The 16,405-nt window shown below is 67.4% G+C and carries 11 protein-coding genes; 10 read left to right on the top strand and 1 reads right to left on the bottom strand.

Going from position 1 to position 16,405, the window contains the following annotated elements; translation table 11 throughout:
- Positions 1-11: 11 nt before the first annotated feature.
- The gene (locus AKJ09_RS04180; RefSeq protein ID WP_146645882.1) at positions 12-2,399 is read right to left on the bottom strand and encodes a DNA-binding transcriptional response regulator; all 2,388 of its coding nucleotides are present in this window, start codon (positions 2,397-2,399) and stop codon (positions 12-14) included.
- 511 nt (positions 2,400-2,910) lie between these two features.
- Between AKJ09_RS04180 and AKJ09_RS04175 the strand changes: the two genes are divergently transcribed.
- The 10 genes from AKJ09_RS04175 to AKJ09_RS04130 all read left to right on the top strand — a co-directional run bounded on the left by AKJ09_RS04175 (position 2,911) and on the right by AKJ09_RS04130 (position 16,375).
- Positions 2,911-3,330: a hypothetical protein gene (locus AKJ09_RS04175; RefSeq protein WP_205633595.1), complete on the top strand. Its 420-nt coding sequence runs from the start codon at positions 2,911-2,913 to the stop codon at positions 3,328-3,330.
- Positions 3,327-4,160, top strand: a complete 834-nt coding sequence (locus AKJ09_RS04170; RefSeq protein WP_146645880.1) for an ATP-binding cassette domain-containing protein — start codon at positions 3,327-3,329, stop codon at positions 4,158-4,160. The genes AKJ09_RS04175 and AKJ09_RS04170 overlap by 4 nt, the downstream gene beginning before the upstream one ends.
- Complete coding sequence (locus tag AKJ09_RS04165) at positions 4,145-4,378, top strand: hypothetical protein (RefSeq protein WP_169927239.1); 234 nt, start codon at positions 4,145-4,147, stop codon at positions 4,376-4,378. The genes AKJ09_RS04170 and AKJ09_RS04165 overlap by 16 nt, the downstream gene beginning before the upstream one ends.
- Positions 4,375-5,055: a hypothetical protein gene (locus AKJ09_RS04160; RefSeq protein ID WP_146645878.1), complete on the top strand. Its 681-nt coding sequence runs from the start codon at positions 4,375-4,377 to the stop codon at positions 5,053-5,055. Before AKJ09_RS04165 ends, AKJ09_RS04160 begins: the two co-directional genes overlap by 4 nt.
- A 125-nt stretch (positions 5,056-5,180) precedes the next feature.
- Positions 5,181-9,590 (top strand): zinc metalloprotease, encoded by a 4,410-nt coding sequence (locus AKJ09_RS04155; protein ID WP_146645877.1) that lies wholly within the window; start codon positions 5,181-5,183, stop codon positions 9,588-9,590.
- Positions 9,587-10,042 (top strand): YfiM family protein, encoded by a 456-nt coding sequence (locus tag AKJ09_RS04150; protein ID WP_146645876.1) that lies wholly within the window; start codon positions 9,587-9,589, stop codon positions 10,040-10,042. Before AKJ09_RS04155 ends, AKJ09_RS04150 begins: the two co-directional genes overlap by 4 nt.
- Positions 10,043-10,204: 162 nt before the next feature.
- Complete coding sequence (locus tag AKJ09_RS04145) at positions 10,205-11,884, top strand: OmpP1/FadL family transporter (protein ID WP_146645875.1); 1,680 nt, start codon at positions 10,205-10,207, stop codon at positions 11,882-11,884.
- 7 nt (positions 11,885-11,891) lie between these two features.
- Entirely contained in the window at positions 11,892-13,241 is a 1,350-nt protein-coding gene (locus tag AKJ09_RS04140; RefSeq protein WP_169927237.1) for a chloride channel protein, read from the top strand.
- A gap of 474 nt (positions 13,242-13,715) precedes the next feature.
- Complete coding sequence (locus tag AKJ09_RS04135) at positions 13,716-15,032, top strand: chromosomal replication initiator protein DnaA (RefSeq protein WP_146645873.1); 1,317 nt, start codon at positions 13,716-13,718, stop codon at positions 15,030-15,032.
- 326 nt (positions 15,033-15,358) lie between these two features.
- Positions 15,359-16,375: a hypothetical protein gene (locus AKJ09_RS04130; RefSeq protein WP_205633594.1), complete on the top strand. Its 1,017-nt coding sequence runs from the start codon at positions 15,359-15,361 to the stop codon at positions 16,373-16,375.
- The last annotated feature ends 30 nt before the right edge of the window (positions 16,376-16,405 follow it).

Raw genomic sequence — 16,405 nt, 5'->3', positions numbered from 1 at the left:
GCCTGGGCCGCTCAGCCGTCGTTGGCGTGCTTGCGCTCCGAGCGCTCCACGGAGACGGGGGGCGGCTCGACGATGCCGAGTGCGTCGACGTCGGCCGCGCGCACCACGTCGCCCGAAACGCGCGCGACGAGCCGCGTGACGATCGTGGCGAGCTCCGCGTCTTCGCCTTCGAAGGGGTGTTCGACGAGGCGCGAGAACGCGGCAGCGTCGATACCGATCGGACGGCCCAGCACACGCAGGCCTTCACGCGCGAGCCTGTCGGCAACGATGGAGAAGAGATCTTCTGCGCGCTCGTGGAGGCCCGGTAGCTCGATGGGCCGCGCGTCTTCGACGCGTGCGTGGAGCTCGGGCGAAAGACGGCCCTCCTCCATGAGCGCGTCGGGCGTCATGGTGGAGGTGAGGGCGATGCCGACGTCGAGCGGTGTGGCCTGTTCCCAGGGCGGCCTTCGTTCGAGCAGCGCCCGAGCGACGAGCACCTGAACGTCACGCGGGAGCGCAGCACCGTCGACGAGGACGAGCAGGCCGCGATCGGCCAGGGCGAGAGGAGAGCGCCGTTCGTCTTTCCAGCGCTCGAGATCGTGCTCGCGGGAAGAGGTGCCATCGACGATCACGAGCGGCGCGTCTTTGCGGGGGCCGCTGAGATGTGCCCGCGCGATGAAGGGCACCGGATCGATGCCGGCGCGCGCCACGAGCACGATGGGCGCGTCTTGCTCCACGCGGCGCTCGAGAGCATCGTAGGAGAGCCGCGACGGCGCCGAATAGATGCCGACCGTGGCCGGGCGCGCGAGGCGTGACGATGCGAGCTCGTGGCGTCCGTTGTCGATGGAAGCTGCGTGGCGCAAGCGTGCGAGCTCGTCGTCGAGCGTGTCGACCTGATCGGCAAGCTCGCGTTCGCGCGCGAGGTGGCGCTCGTGTGCACTGCGTGCCTGGCAGACGGCCACGAACGCGTCGGCGAGTTCCTTGGCGGCTCGGATTTCTTCGATGGTGAGCGCCTCACCACGCCTGCCTGCGGGCATGAGCAGGAGGCCGTCAGGCTCGTCACTCTCGGAGACGATGGTGGCGAAGAGCGCGCCGCGATCTTCGAGCCAGCGAAGGAGTGGGCGCAGATCGGCGCGTCGGACTTCGAGAGCACGAAGCACGTCGACACGCACCGTTCGATGGGGCTCGTCTTTCGCGATGTCGACCACGGAGACGGGGAGCTCGGCCTCGCGCTCGCGCAGGTAGCCGGCCGCGTCGACGGTGCAAACACGCGTGGGATGCAACATCCAGAGCTCAGGCGAATGACCCGGATTGCCGGCCTGGGGGATCTGCCCCGAGGCTTCGCGGAGCTTCACGAGCGTGTTGGCGATGGCGGCGCGTGCGTCACGATCGCGTGCCATCCGGCGAGACTCGCGAAGGGCTTCGAGCAAGGCGCCCTTCATCGGCAGGAACGTCTCTTCGAGGCGAGGGGCGGCCGCACCTACGCCCAGCGCCCCGAGCGCGAACGTGAGAACGAGCAGTGACGCCCCATGACCGGACGCGGCGATGGCCGCCAACACCACGACCGGACCGCCGAAAACCGTGAGGGTGAGGAGCCGGCGACCTCGACGCGCGACGACCCACGCATCGCGCGCGCGCGTGAGCCTCACGATGGCCGGGGCGGCGAGCGCCGAGCCGAGCGCTGCGGCCGCGTCCGCCCGAACCTTCGTCGCGAAGGCGAGCATGATGGCGACGAGCAGGCCAACGCCCGAAACGGACGCGACGACCAGCGCGCGAGGTGGTGCGCCGAGCTCGAGGCGCCGAATTCCGAAGGCGAGGAGCGCCATCGCGCCGATACCGAAGAGCGACCCGGCGCCGGCCGATGCCGCTGCGAGGGGGGCCGACTCCGTGACCGAAGGCGCCACACCGAAGACGGCGAGCGCGTCGAGGATGGCTGCGGTTCCCCACCCGATGACGACGAGCGCGAGGGCCAAGCGCTCGAGATCGCGCATGCCGAAATCTCGCGTCGAGGCCTCTGTGGCGCTCGGTCCGAGGCCGGCGTCCGGCTCGATGCTGGCGATCGAACGGACCGTGACGATCCCCGCGCCGAGCGCACCGATCTCGCGGAGGAGCGCAGCCCACGGCGGTCGTGACGAGAGGGCAACGGAGGCGAGTGCCACGGCGAGGTTGCCGGCCGTCCACAGGTAGGTGCGTGCCGTGCTCGGCGATGCCTCCTCCGGGACCATCGCCCCGAGGACGGCAACCGCGAGCCCGAGACCGATGGTGAGCCACGCGGCAGGATGCCCTTCGTTCGCGCCCACCGCGACGCCCGCCACGTAGAGGACAGGCAGGGCAAGGACGAGCGCCCGTCGCCACGCAAGGCCGGTCCGCCTTCGCTCTTCGAGCGAAGCGGGGCTTGGTAGCGGGGCGCGGGGGGACATGGCGGCGCGCAGCCTAGCACCCCTGGCGAAAGGCACGAACCTGTGGTCTTTTCGAGGTTCGGATGGCCGAGGCCCCTGGCACCCACACAGACCGGCAGCCCGGCGATCCTGCGCGGCCGTCGGCGCCGTTCGGCGCCGTCCAGCGTCGTCGTCGAATGCTCATGCCGATGCTCGCGCTAGGCATGAGCCTGGCCCGCCGGGGCGTTCTCCCGATCATTTCGCTTGCGATCGTGGCGCTGACCGCACTCGGCGCGGTCGTCTTCGCCTTCGTGCTCGCCGCGCGCAGCGAGAAGGCGCCGCTCCACGACGTTCCGATCATCGCCTCTGGTGCGCTCGCGTGGGGTGGTGGATTCTTGCTCGCGTTCTCGGCCGCGCTCCGAGCGCTCCGGCGCGATCGAAGCGACGGCATCCGTGCGCTCCTCGTCGCGCGGACGACGTCCTTGCGCGGATATCTCGTGGCGCGCGTGTTCGGTCTCGCGTTGCTCCTCGCGCTGCTCGTCGGGGCGGCACCTTGCTCGCGGGGCTTGCGTCGGCATTGGCGGCGCCCCGTGCGGCCGTCGTCGGTCAAACGTTGCAGACCACGTTCGCGTCCGTCGTTTTTTCGATCGCGTTCGCGGTCGTCGTCGCGCCCATCGCCTTCGCTGCACTCGGCGCCCGTTCGCGTGTGGGGGGCTACCTCTTTCTCGTGTCGGTCGTCGTCATCCCGGAGATCATCGCGTCGGCTCTCGCGAAGGTCTTGCCCGACGGCGTCGCCGAAGTGCTCTCCGTTCCGTCGGCGCTGTCCGCCCTGCGTTCGGCGCTCGGTCCGGGGCCGGTCGAGGTGGGACGAGCATTCCGTGCCGTGGTCGCGATCGCCATCTTTACTGGGCTCGCCATGCTCCTCGTGCGTCGCGATGCGATTCGCATCGAGGAGGAGGGGGGCGACGCGTGATCGTCCTCCAAGGCGTTTCCGCGAGGGGCGAAGCGCGCCGGCGCATGCCGGTGCCGATGCTCAAGAACGTGAGCCTCACGTGGGAGCGCGGCGTTCTCGCCGTCGTCGGCTCGGTGGCAGACGGCACGGCGCTCTTGCTGCGGACCATCGCCGGCGCGGACAAGGTGCAGTCCGGTCGCCTCGAAGTGCTGGCGCAGCCGCCGAGCGAGGTTCAGCCGCGCATCGCGTACGTCCCGCAAGACGTGGTGCTTCCCGATGCGCTTCGCGTCGAAGAGGTGTGTGCGCTCTCGGCGGCCCTTCGCGAAGAGCCGCCGCGCCCCGCGCGCGAACGCCTCGCGGTCCTCGGACTCGAATCGCTCGCGTCGCGCAAGACGTCGTCGCTATCGCCGGTCGAGGCTCGCGCCGTGGCGCTTGCGCTCGCCGTGACGTCGATCGCGCCGGTCGTGCTCGTCGAAGAGCCGCTGTGGGGGCTCTCGCCCGTGGCCCCTGCGCGGGTGACGAACGCGCTTCGCGCACGGGCCGCGCAAGGTGCGTGTGTCGTCGTGACCACGGCCTCCGTTCGCGATGCTACGCGCCTCGGCGATCAACTCGTGCTCCTCACCCAGGGCGTTCTCACCCCCTGTCGCCCGGGCTCGCGCATGCCGGGCAGGGCGTGGCGAGCGTGCGGGTGGTGGTGCCGAAGAGTGAGGGCGCGCGCGTCGAGGAGCTCTCCGAGGTGTTGCGAGCCAATCCGGCGGTCGCCTCCGTCGAAACCGCATCCTTCACGTCGTCCGGTGCCTCGGTGGTGCTGGTGTCCGGTCCCGAGCTTCTCGCCGTGGCCGCGAGCGTGAATCTGGCCATCGCGCACACCAAGATTCAGGTCGACGCCATCGAATCCGCGGTCCTGTCGATCGACGAGATCCGCGCCGCGATGACGTCGCCGCGGAGCCCGGCGCCCCAAGCTGCCCCTGCGCCTCCTACGCCTCCTCCCGTCTCTGCGCCCCCTGCCGACTCCGTTCCCCCTCCGTCGACCCCGCGTCCTTCGATTCCTCAGGACGGTGAGTCGTGACCCTCACACTCGCGCGCGCGTCCCTCGCCCGTCTTCTCCGCACGCATCGTGCGTGGTGGCCTGTCATCGGGTGGACGCTCTTCGTCGTCGTTCGTGCCCTGGCGGTTCGCAGCGGGGGCACCACGAACGGCACCGACCAGGTGATGCGCGGGACCTTTGCATTCCTGGTTCTCCCGCTCGTCAGCTACTCGCTCGTGGGCGCCAACTTCGAGGGGGGCCTCAAGAAGAGCGTACGCGGCCTCGTCCTCCTCGGGGCTCGCCCGAAGCAAGCCGCGCTCGGCTCGACCCTCGTGGCGATCGGCGCCGCAGGACTCGTCTCGGCGATCCTCGCGGCGGTCGTTTGCGTCCTGGCACATGGAGCGACAGACCCGCCGCTCGTCGTGGATCTCCCCGCGTCGTTCGGAACGGGACTGCTCGGGGGCGCCGCCTACGCCGCCTATTTCTCGGTCGGATCGGCCATCGGCAAGGGCTCGATGCGCGGATTTCTCCTGGCAATTGACTGGATTTTCGGCTCGGGAAGCGGGGTCCTCGCCCTGATCACGCCGCGCGGCCACGTCACGAGCCTGCTTGGCGGTCCGCTCTGTGCCGATCTCCCCGCTCGCGCCAGCTCGGTCATCCTCTTCGTGCTCCTCGTCGTCTACGTCCTGCTCGCCGTTCGCCTCACGCGTCGCGTGTAAACTGCACGCGAGTCGTCGAAGGGACTTTCCCGCGGCTGGCACGCTCGTCGGAAAATGCTACATGCGGCGCCTTCACCGTTCGGCGGGCCGTTCGTAGCCGTCCGGGGGGACAAGAGGAGCTTTGCATGCCGTTGGTCGGTTTGGCCCGATTCGCGTCGGTGGCTTCGTTCGTTTCGCGTCGTTTCTCTGCCGCTTCTGCTGCCCGCGCGTGGCCGGTCTTCGCTCTCGCCGTCGGCTGCTCGGTGTTCGGCCCCGCATGCGCGGGCGAACGGGATCCGATCAATCAGGTCGATCTCGGCGCGCTTCCGAAGTCGTTCTTCATCGGTGAAAAGTTCGAAGACGCGACCGACGATCCGGAGTTCTACTTCCGCACGACCGTCGTCGACGTGTCCGCAGGTGCGGGCTCAGAAGGCCTCTTCACGAGCTCGGACTCGCAACCCACGGTGCGCATCCGCTGGGAAATCACGAACGACAAGCTGGTCGCGCGTCTGGCCTACGAGCTCGTCGCCGACACCGACGAGAAGGGCACGACCGGTGCGGCGCGGAACGACGAGCCGAGGCCCGCGGCCGATCAGAAAGTGCCGGCGCGAACGACGACCGACGGCCAGGTGGTCGCCACGTTCGCGATCACCAAACAATTCGACATCCGTCGCGACTACAACCATCAGACGGGTGAAGAGAACAACGCGGTCGTCGAGAACGACACGGATCGGCCGTGGAACCAGCGCGAGTTCATTCGCGTCGACTGGTCGAAGAACCTCGTTACCGACGCCTACGATCTCGACGCCGTCTCGCAGCTCGGTTTGTACGGTGGCGTGAAGTGGGATCCGATCGCGTTCAACGTCATCGATCCCCAGAGCCCCGACGCCCCGCAGCTCGATCTCGATAGCGGGTACCTCGACGTCACCAACAAGGCGTTTGCCTCGCCGCAGATGATCCACGACGAGGAGTACGGCGACTTCCCCGCCTGCTTGCTCGTCGGTTCGTACCCGCGCATCAACTGCAATCCGAGCGAGGTGACGATGCGCCTCGCGTTCCGTCGCGTGGTCGACACCGACTACGAAGCCGCCGACTTCGACGGCAAGAAGATGGAGCTCTTCGGCTTCTTCACGAACGACCGCTACGGCTACGATCGCCACTACGGCATCGTCGACCAGAAGTGGCATCGCTTCGTCTCGCGCTGGAACGTCTGGGAGAAGTCGCACGTCGATCCGGTCGTCGCGTGCGCGACCACCGACACCACGCCCGTGGGCGCGGACGTCCATCGTGATCTCGACGGCAACGGCACGGAAGACGAATGCGAAGAGGTCGGGCGCGGCTCGCGCTGCGACGAGTTCCGCAACGTGTGCACGATCCCTCTTCGCGATCGCAAGGTGCGGACGATCCCCTGGTACGTGAACCGAGACTTCCCGGCGGACCTCTTCGCGGGGGCACGGAAGGTGATCGGAACGTGGAACGACGGTGTGCGCACCGGCATCTTGAGCGGCCGTGTCGCCGAATGCAGGCGTACGAAAGGCGGCGACTGCGAGTCCGAGCTCGGCTGGCCTGCGCACTGGTCCGACGACTACGTGCCGCCGGTCGGTAAGGGCGCCTCCGAGGTTCCGAACGTCTTCGTCCTTTGCCACAACCCGGTCGACCCGAAGAACGACGATCCCGCGTGCGGGAAGGAAGGGTTGAGCCCGCGCCTCGGCGACCTTCGCTACAACTTTTACACGTACATCGTCTCTCCGCAGGCACAGGGCCCGTGGGGAATCATGGTCGACGCCGAAGATCCACTCACCGGCGAGAAGATCGCCGGCAGCGTGAACCAGTGGGGCGCCACGCTCGACCGCGCGTCCGCCACCGTCGCCGACCTCGTCGAGCTCCTCGACGGAACGATCGCGCCGAACGACTACATCGCCGGTCAGGACGTCACCGGCTGGCTCCGCAATCAGGCGCTCGGCGATCCGGGCGCCCGCGCGATGAGCAGCGCGGAGCGTAAGGGGCGTCTCGGGGCCTTCGACCCGAAGGCGATGGCGCCCTTCACCACCGGCGCGTCCAAAGCCAAGCACCAGCCCGCGCTGCTTCGCTATCGCGAGCGCATGAAGGCGCTCGAGGCCGCGGGCAAGCTCGGGGTGGGCAACGCCGCGATCAACCAGCGGCTCGCCAAGCTTCGCGGCACGGACACGGAAGCGAAGATGATCACGCCCGAGGTCGCTCAGGCGGCAGGCTTCAACCCCAACGATCCGATCACGAAGACCACCATCGATCGCTCCTCTCCGTTCGGTCCGCTCAGCCTCGCGATGCGCCGCTCGATGGACCACCGCGCCTTGCAAGGTCGCGCCGGCCGCCATGCGTGCCGTCGGGAAGGACCCGAGGTCGACAACCTGCTCGGTCTCGCGCGCGAGGCGCAGCGACGCTTCGGCAAGGTCGACCCGCAAGATCTCGGGGCGGTGAAGAACCATCGCGACCAGGTCTTCCAGTGGGCGCGTCAGAGCTTCGCCATCGGCGTGTTCTCCCACGAGTTCGGCCACTCGATGGGGCTCCGTCACAACTTCGCCGGCACGTTCGACTCGCTCAATTACGACGACTCGTACTGGCAGCTCCGCACGAAGAACGGCACAGTCACCAAGGCCTGCGCGGAAGGAACGACCGACGGTTCGGGCTGCGTCGGTCCGCGCTACCTCGATCCGATCACGCAGGAAGAGATCGACGGCAACATCGGCGGCTACGCCACGGCGAGCGTCATGGACTACCCGGGCGACCAGTCGCTCGACATGTATCTCATCGGCAAGTACGACCGCGCTGCGCTGCGCTTCGGTTACGGCGGCACGGTCGACGTGTGGGCCATGTCGGGGGTCTCGGTGCAGGGCGGGGGGGACGGCAAGACCAAGGCCTACGAGCTCGTCGGCTTCGACGATCCGCCGGGCCTCTTCGGCACGCACTCCTTCCCGCAGCCGGACGGTGGGAACGCCAAGTACCTCCACTACAGCCAGTACGCCGCGGAGTTCGGGCTCGTCGGCGCGTGCTCACCCGACGACAAGTCGCCGCTCGGTACGTCGTGTGAACGACCCGCGCTCGACGTCGTCGACTACCGCGACATGCAGGACTTCGCGCCCGTCCCCGAGTACGCGAGCTTCCTCACCACGTCGAAGGCGGTCGATTCGCAGGGCCGCGTGCGTCGCGGCTACATGTTCTCGTCCGACGAGTTCGCCGATTCCGGCAACGTGCCGTCGTTCCGCTACGACGCCGGCGCGGATCCTTACGAGCAGGTGCGCTTCCTCGAGACCGCGTACGAGAACCGCTACCTCCTCGACAACTTCCGGCGCAACCGCACGACGTTCAATTCGTACGACGTGACGTCACGCGTGCAGGCGCACTACCTCGACACCATCCAGCTGCTCGCGAAGACCTTCGCGTTCGCGATGGTTCTCGAAGTCGAAGACCCCGCGAACCCCGACCCGGCGCTCCTCGTCGACGGAAACTACGGTCCGCTGGCGATGGGCACGAGCGTCGCGTTCGACCTCTTCACGCGCACGCTCACGCGACCCGAGCCCGGTGCGTATTGCTCGACCGGCGATCAGAAGTGTCCGGCCATCCCGCCGTACGGTCTGAACGGCAACATTTACATGGCCGACGCCTATCCGCTGCCTTCGGTCACGACCTACGACTTCTCGGTGGCGCTCGGTCAGGGCCGCTACGTGCACAACGACTTCGACTACACGCAGGGCTACTGGTGGTCCGACTACCAGAAGCAGGTCGGCTCGTTCTACGACAAGACCTCGGCCGTCTACTACCTCTCGGAGGCCTTCGACTCGTTCATCTCGAACTCGAAGGAGGACTTCGTCGACGGTCGCTACAAGAACGTCAACTTCGCGACGATCTACCCGCAGCAGATGCGGCGCCTCTTTGCCTCGCTCATGACGGGAGACATCGAGTCGTATGCACCGTGGGCCGAGCCGGTCACCGGTTCGGAGACGATCCCGAGCGCGAACCTCGTCTACCCCTCGTGGCACCTCGTCGACGGCCTCGGGACGCGTGCGACCACGGCCAAGATCGTCGACCCGACCTTCGGTTGGAACGAGCAGCTCTACGCGATGGTGTGGGGCACGATGCTCTTCCCCACGAGCTGGTCGCTCGACTTCATCAACGACGCGCGCATCACGGCCCTCGAGTCCGAGCAGATCTCGTGGCCGGCGGCCGAGACGTACACGTTCATCGATCCGGCCACGAGCATCACCTACCGCGCGCATTCGGCGGGGACCGAGTCGCTCTTCGGTGTGGCTCACGAAAAGACCATCGGCGCGCGCATGCTCGAGTGGGCGACGAACCTCGAATTCGAGGCCTACCTCTGCAAGACGGACGCGCAGGGCTATTACCTGCTCAACGCGAACGGCACGCCGATTCTCGAACTTAAAGACGGTAAGCCTCAGCTCAATCCGGACTTTCCGGGAGCGGACGCGGCGCTTCGGCGGTACGTTGCGAACATCGAGGTCATGAGGGAGCTCGTGAGGACGTTCGTGAGACCGCTCGACGCTTCCCTTCCGAATCCGTGAAGGCACGCAGTTTTCGCTTCTTCGCCCCATTCGCGTTCGCGCTCTCGTTCTCCTTCTTGTCCGCCGCGCCTGCTCGGGCGGCGGGGCCGGACCCCGATCCGTGGTTCGGTAAGGACAAGGCGCTCCACTTCAGCGTCTCCGCGGCGATTGCCGCGGGCGGCTACGGGGTGGGAAGCGCCATCTTCGACGCACGAGGTCATGCGCTGCTGCTCGGAGCGGGACTCGGTGTCCTGGCCGGCGCAGGAAAGGAGGCCCTCGATGCCACCGGCTATGGGGATCCGTCGTGGAAGGACTTCACGTGGGACCTGATCGGCGTTGCGGCCGGGCTTGCCGTGGCATGGACCGTCGATCTGCTCGTCCGAGGAACGGGAGACACGCACCCGCTCTTCACGGCGCCGGCCCCTGGTGAAATGAAGTCCCTGGGGCCATCAGGACTCAGGGTCGTCTTTTGACGTCTCGCTTCGAACCGACGGTCGACGCGCGTTCGAAAAGCCAGTTAGATACTCAGCGTGCGACGTGGGCGCAGCTCTGTCTTGGTCTCACGCCCACGCTCACTCTCACGCTCGCTCGCGTTCGCTTTCTCTCGTTTCCCGTGGCGATCGTTGGCGTTCTTCGTGGCGATTGCGGGCGCGGGCGTCGCGCGTCCGCGGTCGGCGATGGCCGGCGGTCTGGACATTCCCGATCACGGCACGCAGGCGCTCGGACGCGGCGGCGCGTTCGTGGCCAAGGCCGATGACGGCACGGCCATCTATTACAACCCCGCAGGCCTTGCTCGGCAGCGTGGGACGAAGCTGCTCGCGAACGCCAACGTTTACCTGAGCTCGTTCTCGTTCCAGCGCGCGGGGCGCTTCCCCGGAGACGGGGCCGACGGCGACACGCCATGGGCGGGAAGTCCGTTCCCCAAGGTCGCGAACGAAGGCGGCGCGTCGGTCGCTCCGTTCGCTGCGCTCTCGTCGGACTTCGGGACGTTCGATCGATTCACGGCGGCCGTCGGCATCTTCGGGCGTCCTTCGGTCGGCAATCGCACGTTCCCGTTCGGCGTCGACAACGCGCCTTCGGCCGCGCGCTACGACTTCGTGCAGTCGCGCACGAGCTACCTCTACCCGACGGTCTCGGCGGCTTACCGCGTGGCGCCGTGGCTCGATCTCGGCGTCTCGGGCCATCTCGTGCTGGCCAGCATCGGGCGCACGTGGATGTCGTCGATCGACGCAGGTCAGTGCACGAGCCACGAATACCAGCCTTGTGACGGCCGAGCGAATCTCGACGTCTCCGGCTCCTCGTTCGGGGCGACCGTGGGCGCGCTCATCCGTGCCGACGAGAATCTTGCCTTCGGTCTGACGTTCCAGACGCCCGCCAGCATCGACGCGTCCGGAACGATGACCGTGGGAGCGCCGGAGAAGTTCGACGGGAAGGTCGGACAGGGCGCCGCGACGGTCGCAACCAAACTGCCGTGGACGGCGCGCGCCGGTGCGCGCTACGTCGAAATGGCCGGTGACTTCGAGGTCTACGATCTCGAGCTCGACGTGACCTACGAGGCTTGGAACGGTGCCCTCGGTGACGGCATGCGCCTCTCCGTGCCGGCGGTCGGCTCGCTCCAGCGTATCGACAACTTCATCGTGCAGGGCTACCGCGACACGTACGGCATTCGCGGCGGCGGCACGTGGAACTTCGACGCGCTCGGCGGCGTCATGTCTGCGCGCGCGGGGGCGTACTTCGATTCCGCGGCCACGCGCTTCGAGTACACGCGCATCGACAACGACACGCTCGCCAAGATCGCCGGTACGATCGGCTTCGGATACAAGAAGGGCGCGTTCGGTTTCGACGTTGCCTACGCGGCCATCGCGTCGATTCCGCGGCTCGTTGGTGATGGCGCTGGGCTCGTACGTCCGCTCAACCTCGCCGAGAACGGTCGCGCGGTCGACGGCAGTGGCGTCGTCGTCGGCGCCATCAACGAGGGCGCCTACCGAGGCTTCACGCATCTCCTCTCGTTCGGCGTGTCGGTGACGTTCGATGCGTTCTTCGGACCAGGGCGCGCCAACGAGCTACCGCTGTGGGAAGGCGGCCCGAGCGGCTCGCTTCCGCACGAAGAGGCCGCACCTGCGGAGCCCTCCGAGAGCCAAGAGGGCACGAAGTCCGACGACGACAAGAAGGACGACGTCAAGAAGCCCGAGGAGCCGAAGAAGAACCTCGAGGTTCCGCCCGAGCAGCCGAAGAAAAAAGACGAGAAAAAGGACGACGAGAAGAAGGGGAACAAGCCCCAGAACAAGAAGGAGTGGTGGGAAGGCCTCGATTGATTGCACCATGCGGTCGCCGGCAGTCATGAGCGATCGCGAGAAGTCCGACCGTCCCCCCGATCCGGGTAGGAAACCTTCCGAGCAAGCCACACGTGTGGCCGTTGCCGTGACGTTGGTCGCGATCGGCTCGGCGGCCTTTGCCGTCGCCTTCCGTGCAAGCCTCTCGTTCATCTATCGCATGCTCGGTGGGCACGACGTGCTCGACGCGTTCATGCGCCTCCCGCCGTACATGCGCGTTCTCGTTCCCGCGGTGGGAGGGCTGCTCGCGGGCATCGTCTCCCGCGTGGCGACCAAGGGCGGCGTGGGCGACGTCATGGAAGCGGTCGTTCTCGGCAAGACGCAGCTCTCACTCGGGCGCACCGCATGGAAGGCGCTCGGTTCGTGGGTGGCGATTGCGAGCGGTGGCTCGGTCGGACGCGAAGGTCCGCTCATCCAGTTCGGTGGTGCGCTCGGCAGCATGGTGGCGCGGTTTACGAGTCTGTCGAACCGCTCGACGCGCGCGATCATCGCAGCGGGAACGGCAGCCGGCTTCACGGCCGCGTACAACACGCCTCTCGCGGCCGTGCTCTTCGTGCTCGAGATCGTCACCGGCGTCGTGGTGCTCGAGGCGCTTTTGCCGGTGATGGTGGCCACCGCGATTGCGACCGCACTCACGCGCTACTTCGTCGGCGGCGGTCCGATCTACGGGGCGCGTGCGTTCACGATCGCGTCGTCGCCCGAGCTCCTCGCGCATGCCTTGCTCGGCGTCGTGGCGGCGTTCGTCGGTCAGGGCTTCATGCGCCTGCTGTCGGCGGGCGAGCGCCTCTTCGCGCGCGGTTATCTCCAGCAGCCGTTCCGCGCCGCGCTCGGCGGTGCTCTCGTTGGGCTGCTCGCCATCAAGCTTCCCCAAGTCACGGGCAACGGATACGAGCCCCTCAACGAGCTGCTCGACGGACGCTACAGCCTCGGTCTCGTGGCCGTGCTCCTCGTGGCCAAGGCCTTCGCCACGACGGCGTCGGTTTCGTCGGGAAGTCCGGGCGGTGTCTTTACGCCCTCGCTGTTTTTGGGCGGCGCCGTCGGACTCCTGTTCGGTCATGCGGTCAACGCGGTCGGCCACGTTCCAGGCTCACCGGGAAGCTTTGCTCTCGTTGGAATGGCGGCAGCCGTCGCCGCCACGACGCACGCGCCGATGATGGCGGCGGTGTTCGTCTTCGAGATCTCCGCGGACTACGCCATCGTCCTCCCGTTGGTGCTCGCCACCGCGATTGCGACCATGATTTCGCGCCGCCTCCGACCCGACTCGCTCTACACGGCGGAGCTGCGGCACAAGGGCGTCGGCTGGAAGATCACGTACGAAGGGCGTCGATTCGGAGAATGAACCCCCGGCGGTCTTGCCTCGAACGCAGCGCAAGAGTAGATGCGGTCGGCTTCTGGGGGACCTTCGGGGGTGGCTTCGGGAAGACCGAGCTTCTCGCGTCTCCCGTCTCGCGTCTCGCGGTTCCCATCTCGCGTCGCGCGTCGCACGTCGCACGTCTTGACTTCGAGGTTCGAGGTTCGAGGTTCGAGGTTCGAGGTTCGAGGTTCGCGTCCCGAGGTGCGAAGCACGTGTCGCGCTTGACCTACTGTCGAACGCTCTTGTCTCTTTGCCTTCTTTCTGCCTCACCCCCGCACCGTTCGTGAAACAGGCGGGCAACGTCGTCAACAACTTGACGAGCCCCCGAACCCTTCCCGAATTCTTCGAAATTTGCGTAACTTAGCGGCCCTTGTGGCGAGCACGTGACTTGCAAGGGGTCGCGCCGTTCGCCTGCTTGTTCGTCGCCCTCAGTCGTTCACGTTGTTTGCGGAGCCAAGAATGAAGCGTTGCACCTCTCTCTCGGCGTTGCTGGTCGGTCTCTCGCTGACCACCGCCTCTGTTGCACTGGCCGCTTCCCCGGACTCGAGCGCGCCGAACAAGCCTGTCCGTGTCGCCCAGGCCGATCCGGCCCCCTCGCAGCCCTCCGGCCCGACGGACCCCGCGCCCTCTCCGACCGAGCCGGCGCCCGCGGCGCCCACGTCCGGTGAGCCTGCTTCGTCCGCGGCAGCTACGGCCGAGCCTTCGTCGTCGCCGATCGTCGTCCTCGGCACCGGAACGGGCACCCCGGGCGCCGACACCCCGCAATCGTCCGCCGCCGAGCCGACCGCGAAGCCGAAGCCCCGACCCTGGGCCGGTACGTCGATCTTCGGTCAGACGTCGATGTCGACGGCCACGGTCTTCCAGGGCCAGCAGCAGTACAACGACCCCACGGTCGATAGCTCGATTTACTTCCTGCCGCGCTACTCGCTGAGCGACGCGTGGCAGCTCCGTGGTCGCCTCATCTTCACCTACGAGTGGACGAACTCGGACGAGACGGTCACCAAGAACGAGCCCCGCTTCGGCGACGCCGCGGTCCAGCTCTTCTATCGAAAGATCCCCGAGATCGCGACCATCAAGCCCCTCGTCGGCCTCAGCGTCGCGGTGCCCACGTCGCCCGAGTCGCGCGCCCGCACGCTCATCCTGAACCCGGGTCTCATCGCGCAGTTCGCGCGTCCCATCGAGCACGTTCTCGGCGGCGACCTTCTCCTCCTCGGCACCCTCAGCTACTCGCACCCGTTCTACCGGAACCAGACGCCGGAGATCCGCGGTGACTTCCCGTACCAGCGCGCATGCCTCGGCGGCGCTAGCTGCGGCGACCAGCTCGGCGGTACGTTCAACACGTCCGACTCGTTCTCGTACTCCTTGCTCGTCGCGCCCTCGTGGGGCAAGTGGAGCCCGGCGCTCTACTACATGGGCGCGACCCAGTGGGTCTACACCGGCAGCACGGTCATCAACCCGCTCGACGGTAAGGCCATCGAGGCGCCGGACGGCTTCAGCCCGTCGCGCACCCGCCAGTCGCACTACTTCAGCGCGTGGCTCGACTACGAGTTCAACACCTGGCTCACGGGCGAAGTCGGTTACTTCATGTCGCGCTCGGCGCTCACCGAGAACGGCAAGTACGGCAACCCCTTCTTCGATCGCTACCAGGACATGCGCGTCTACCTCGGCGCGAACATCTCGGTCGACAACCTGATTCAGGAGATCACGGGCAAGGGTGAAGGCGAAGGCGGTATCGTCCGCGCCAAGAACACCCACAGCTCGATGTGGAACTTCTGATCGCGAATCGCTGATTCGAGCGACACGCAAACTGCCGGCATCCCCGAGGGGAGCCGGCAGTTTTCTTTTGGTGGGTATCGCTGGCGCCCATGACCGACGACCCGACGACCTGATGACCCGATGACCTGCGGTCGAGCTGAGCTGCGCGAGCTCGGCTGGACGCACTGGCTCGGGGATCTTAGCCTCGGATGCTTGGGCCGCGGGCGGGGCGGGTAGACTCGAGGTGTGATGGCGATCGGCAAGCAGGCGTGAGGGTGGAGCGAAGCGTTCCATCGTCGGCTGCGCCTGCGACGCGGCGAGCGCTGGCTCTCGCGTGGGTCGCGGGGATGACGATGTCCCTTCTGCCGACGCCTGCGCGAGCCGATGTCGAGGCCGTTTCGATTCGCTTCGAGGCTGCTGGCGCCTGCCCTTCGGAGGCCGAGTTTCTCGCGAGCGTGCGTTCGTACACCACGCGCTGGACGCTCGTGGCCGATGGAACTCTCGCGACGAGGACGATTCATGTTCGCGTGTCGGGTGGGGCCAAGACGGCGTCCGGAAAGCTCGTCGTGGCGAGCGCCGACGGCGCGCCATCCGAGCGCGAGATCGCCGGACCGAACTGCGTGGCCGTTTCGCATGCGCTCGGCGTCATGGTGGCCGTGGCCATCGATCCACGCGCGGGCATGCACGACGAGCCTGAAACCAAGCCCGATCCGCCACCCGACGATCCTGCACCACCGCCCGTCATCGTCACGCCATCGCCCGTCGTGGAGCGGCCGAAGGACGTTCCCGAGTCGCGTTCGGCGCCGCCTGCCTCTCCGAGCGGGCACGTTCGAGTCTCGCTCGACGCTCGTGCCGAGGTGACCACCGCTGTCATCGATCGCGCCCTTCCGGCGCTCGGTGTGTCGATGACGATCGAACCCGCCGGCAATGTCTCCTCGTCGTGGCTTCGTGCATGGAGGCCGAGCCTCGGCATCGGCCTTCGTCAGAGCCTGCCGTCGCAGAAAGCGCTCGAAGGTGGAAGTGCGGACTTTCTCTGGACCGCGGGGCACCTTCGCGCGTGTCCGTTTCGGCTCACCATCGAAGCAGTCGTCGAGCTCTCGCCGTGCGTCGAGATGAACGTCGGACGTCTCGGTGCGTCCGCGGACGGCTTCGTCGGTGCCAAGGCCGCTTCGATGCTCTGGGCGGACATCGGCGCTTCGATGTGGGCGGCTGTGAACCTCTCCGACCGCGTCTTCTTGAGCTCGACCGTGACGCTGATGACCCCGCTCGACCGCCGACCCTTCACGCTCGCCACCGGCGAGACCATCGCGCGCGTTCCGCCCCGCGGTTTTCTGGGGGGAATTGGCGTCGGACTCCGGTTGTGACGTTTTCGATCTCGCGCGGTACGTTTTCGT

This window comes from Labilithrix luteola, from assembly GCF_001263205.1.
Lineage (GTDB): Bacteria > Myxococcota_A > Polyangia > Polyangiales > Polyangiaceae > Labilithrix > Labilithrix luteola.
Note: the sequence above shows the minus strand (reverse complement) of the source record. Positions and strands in the feature narration are given on the sequence as shown.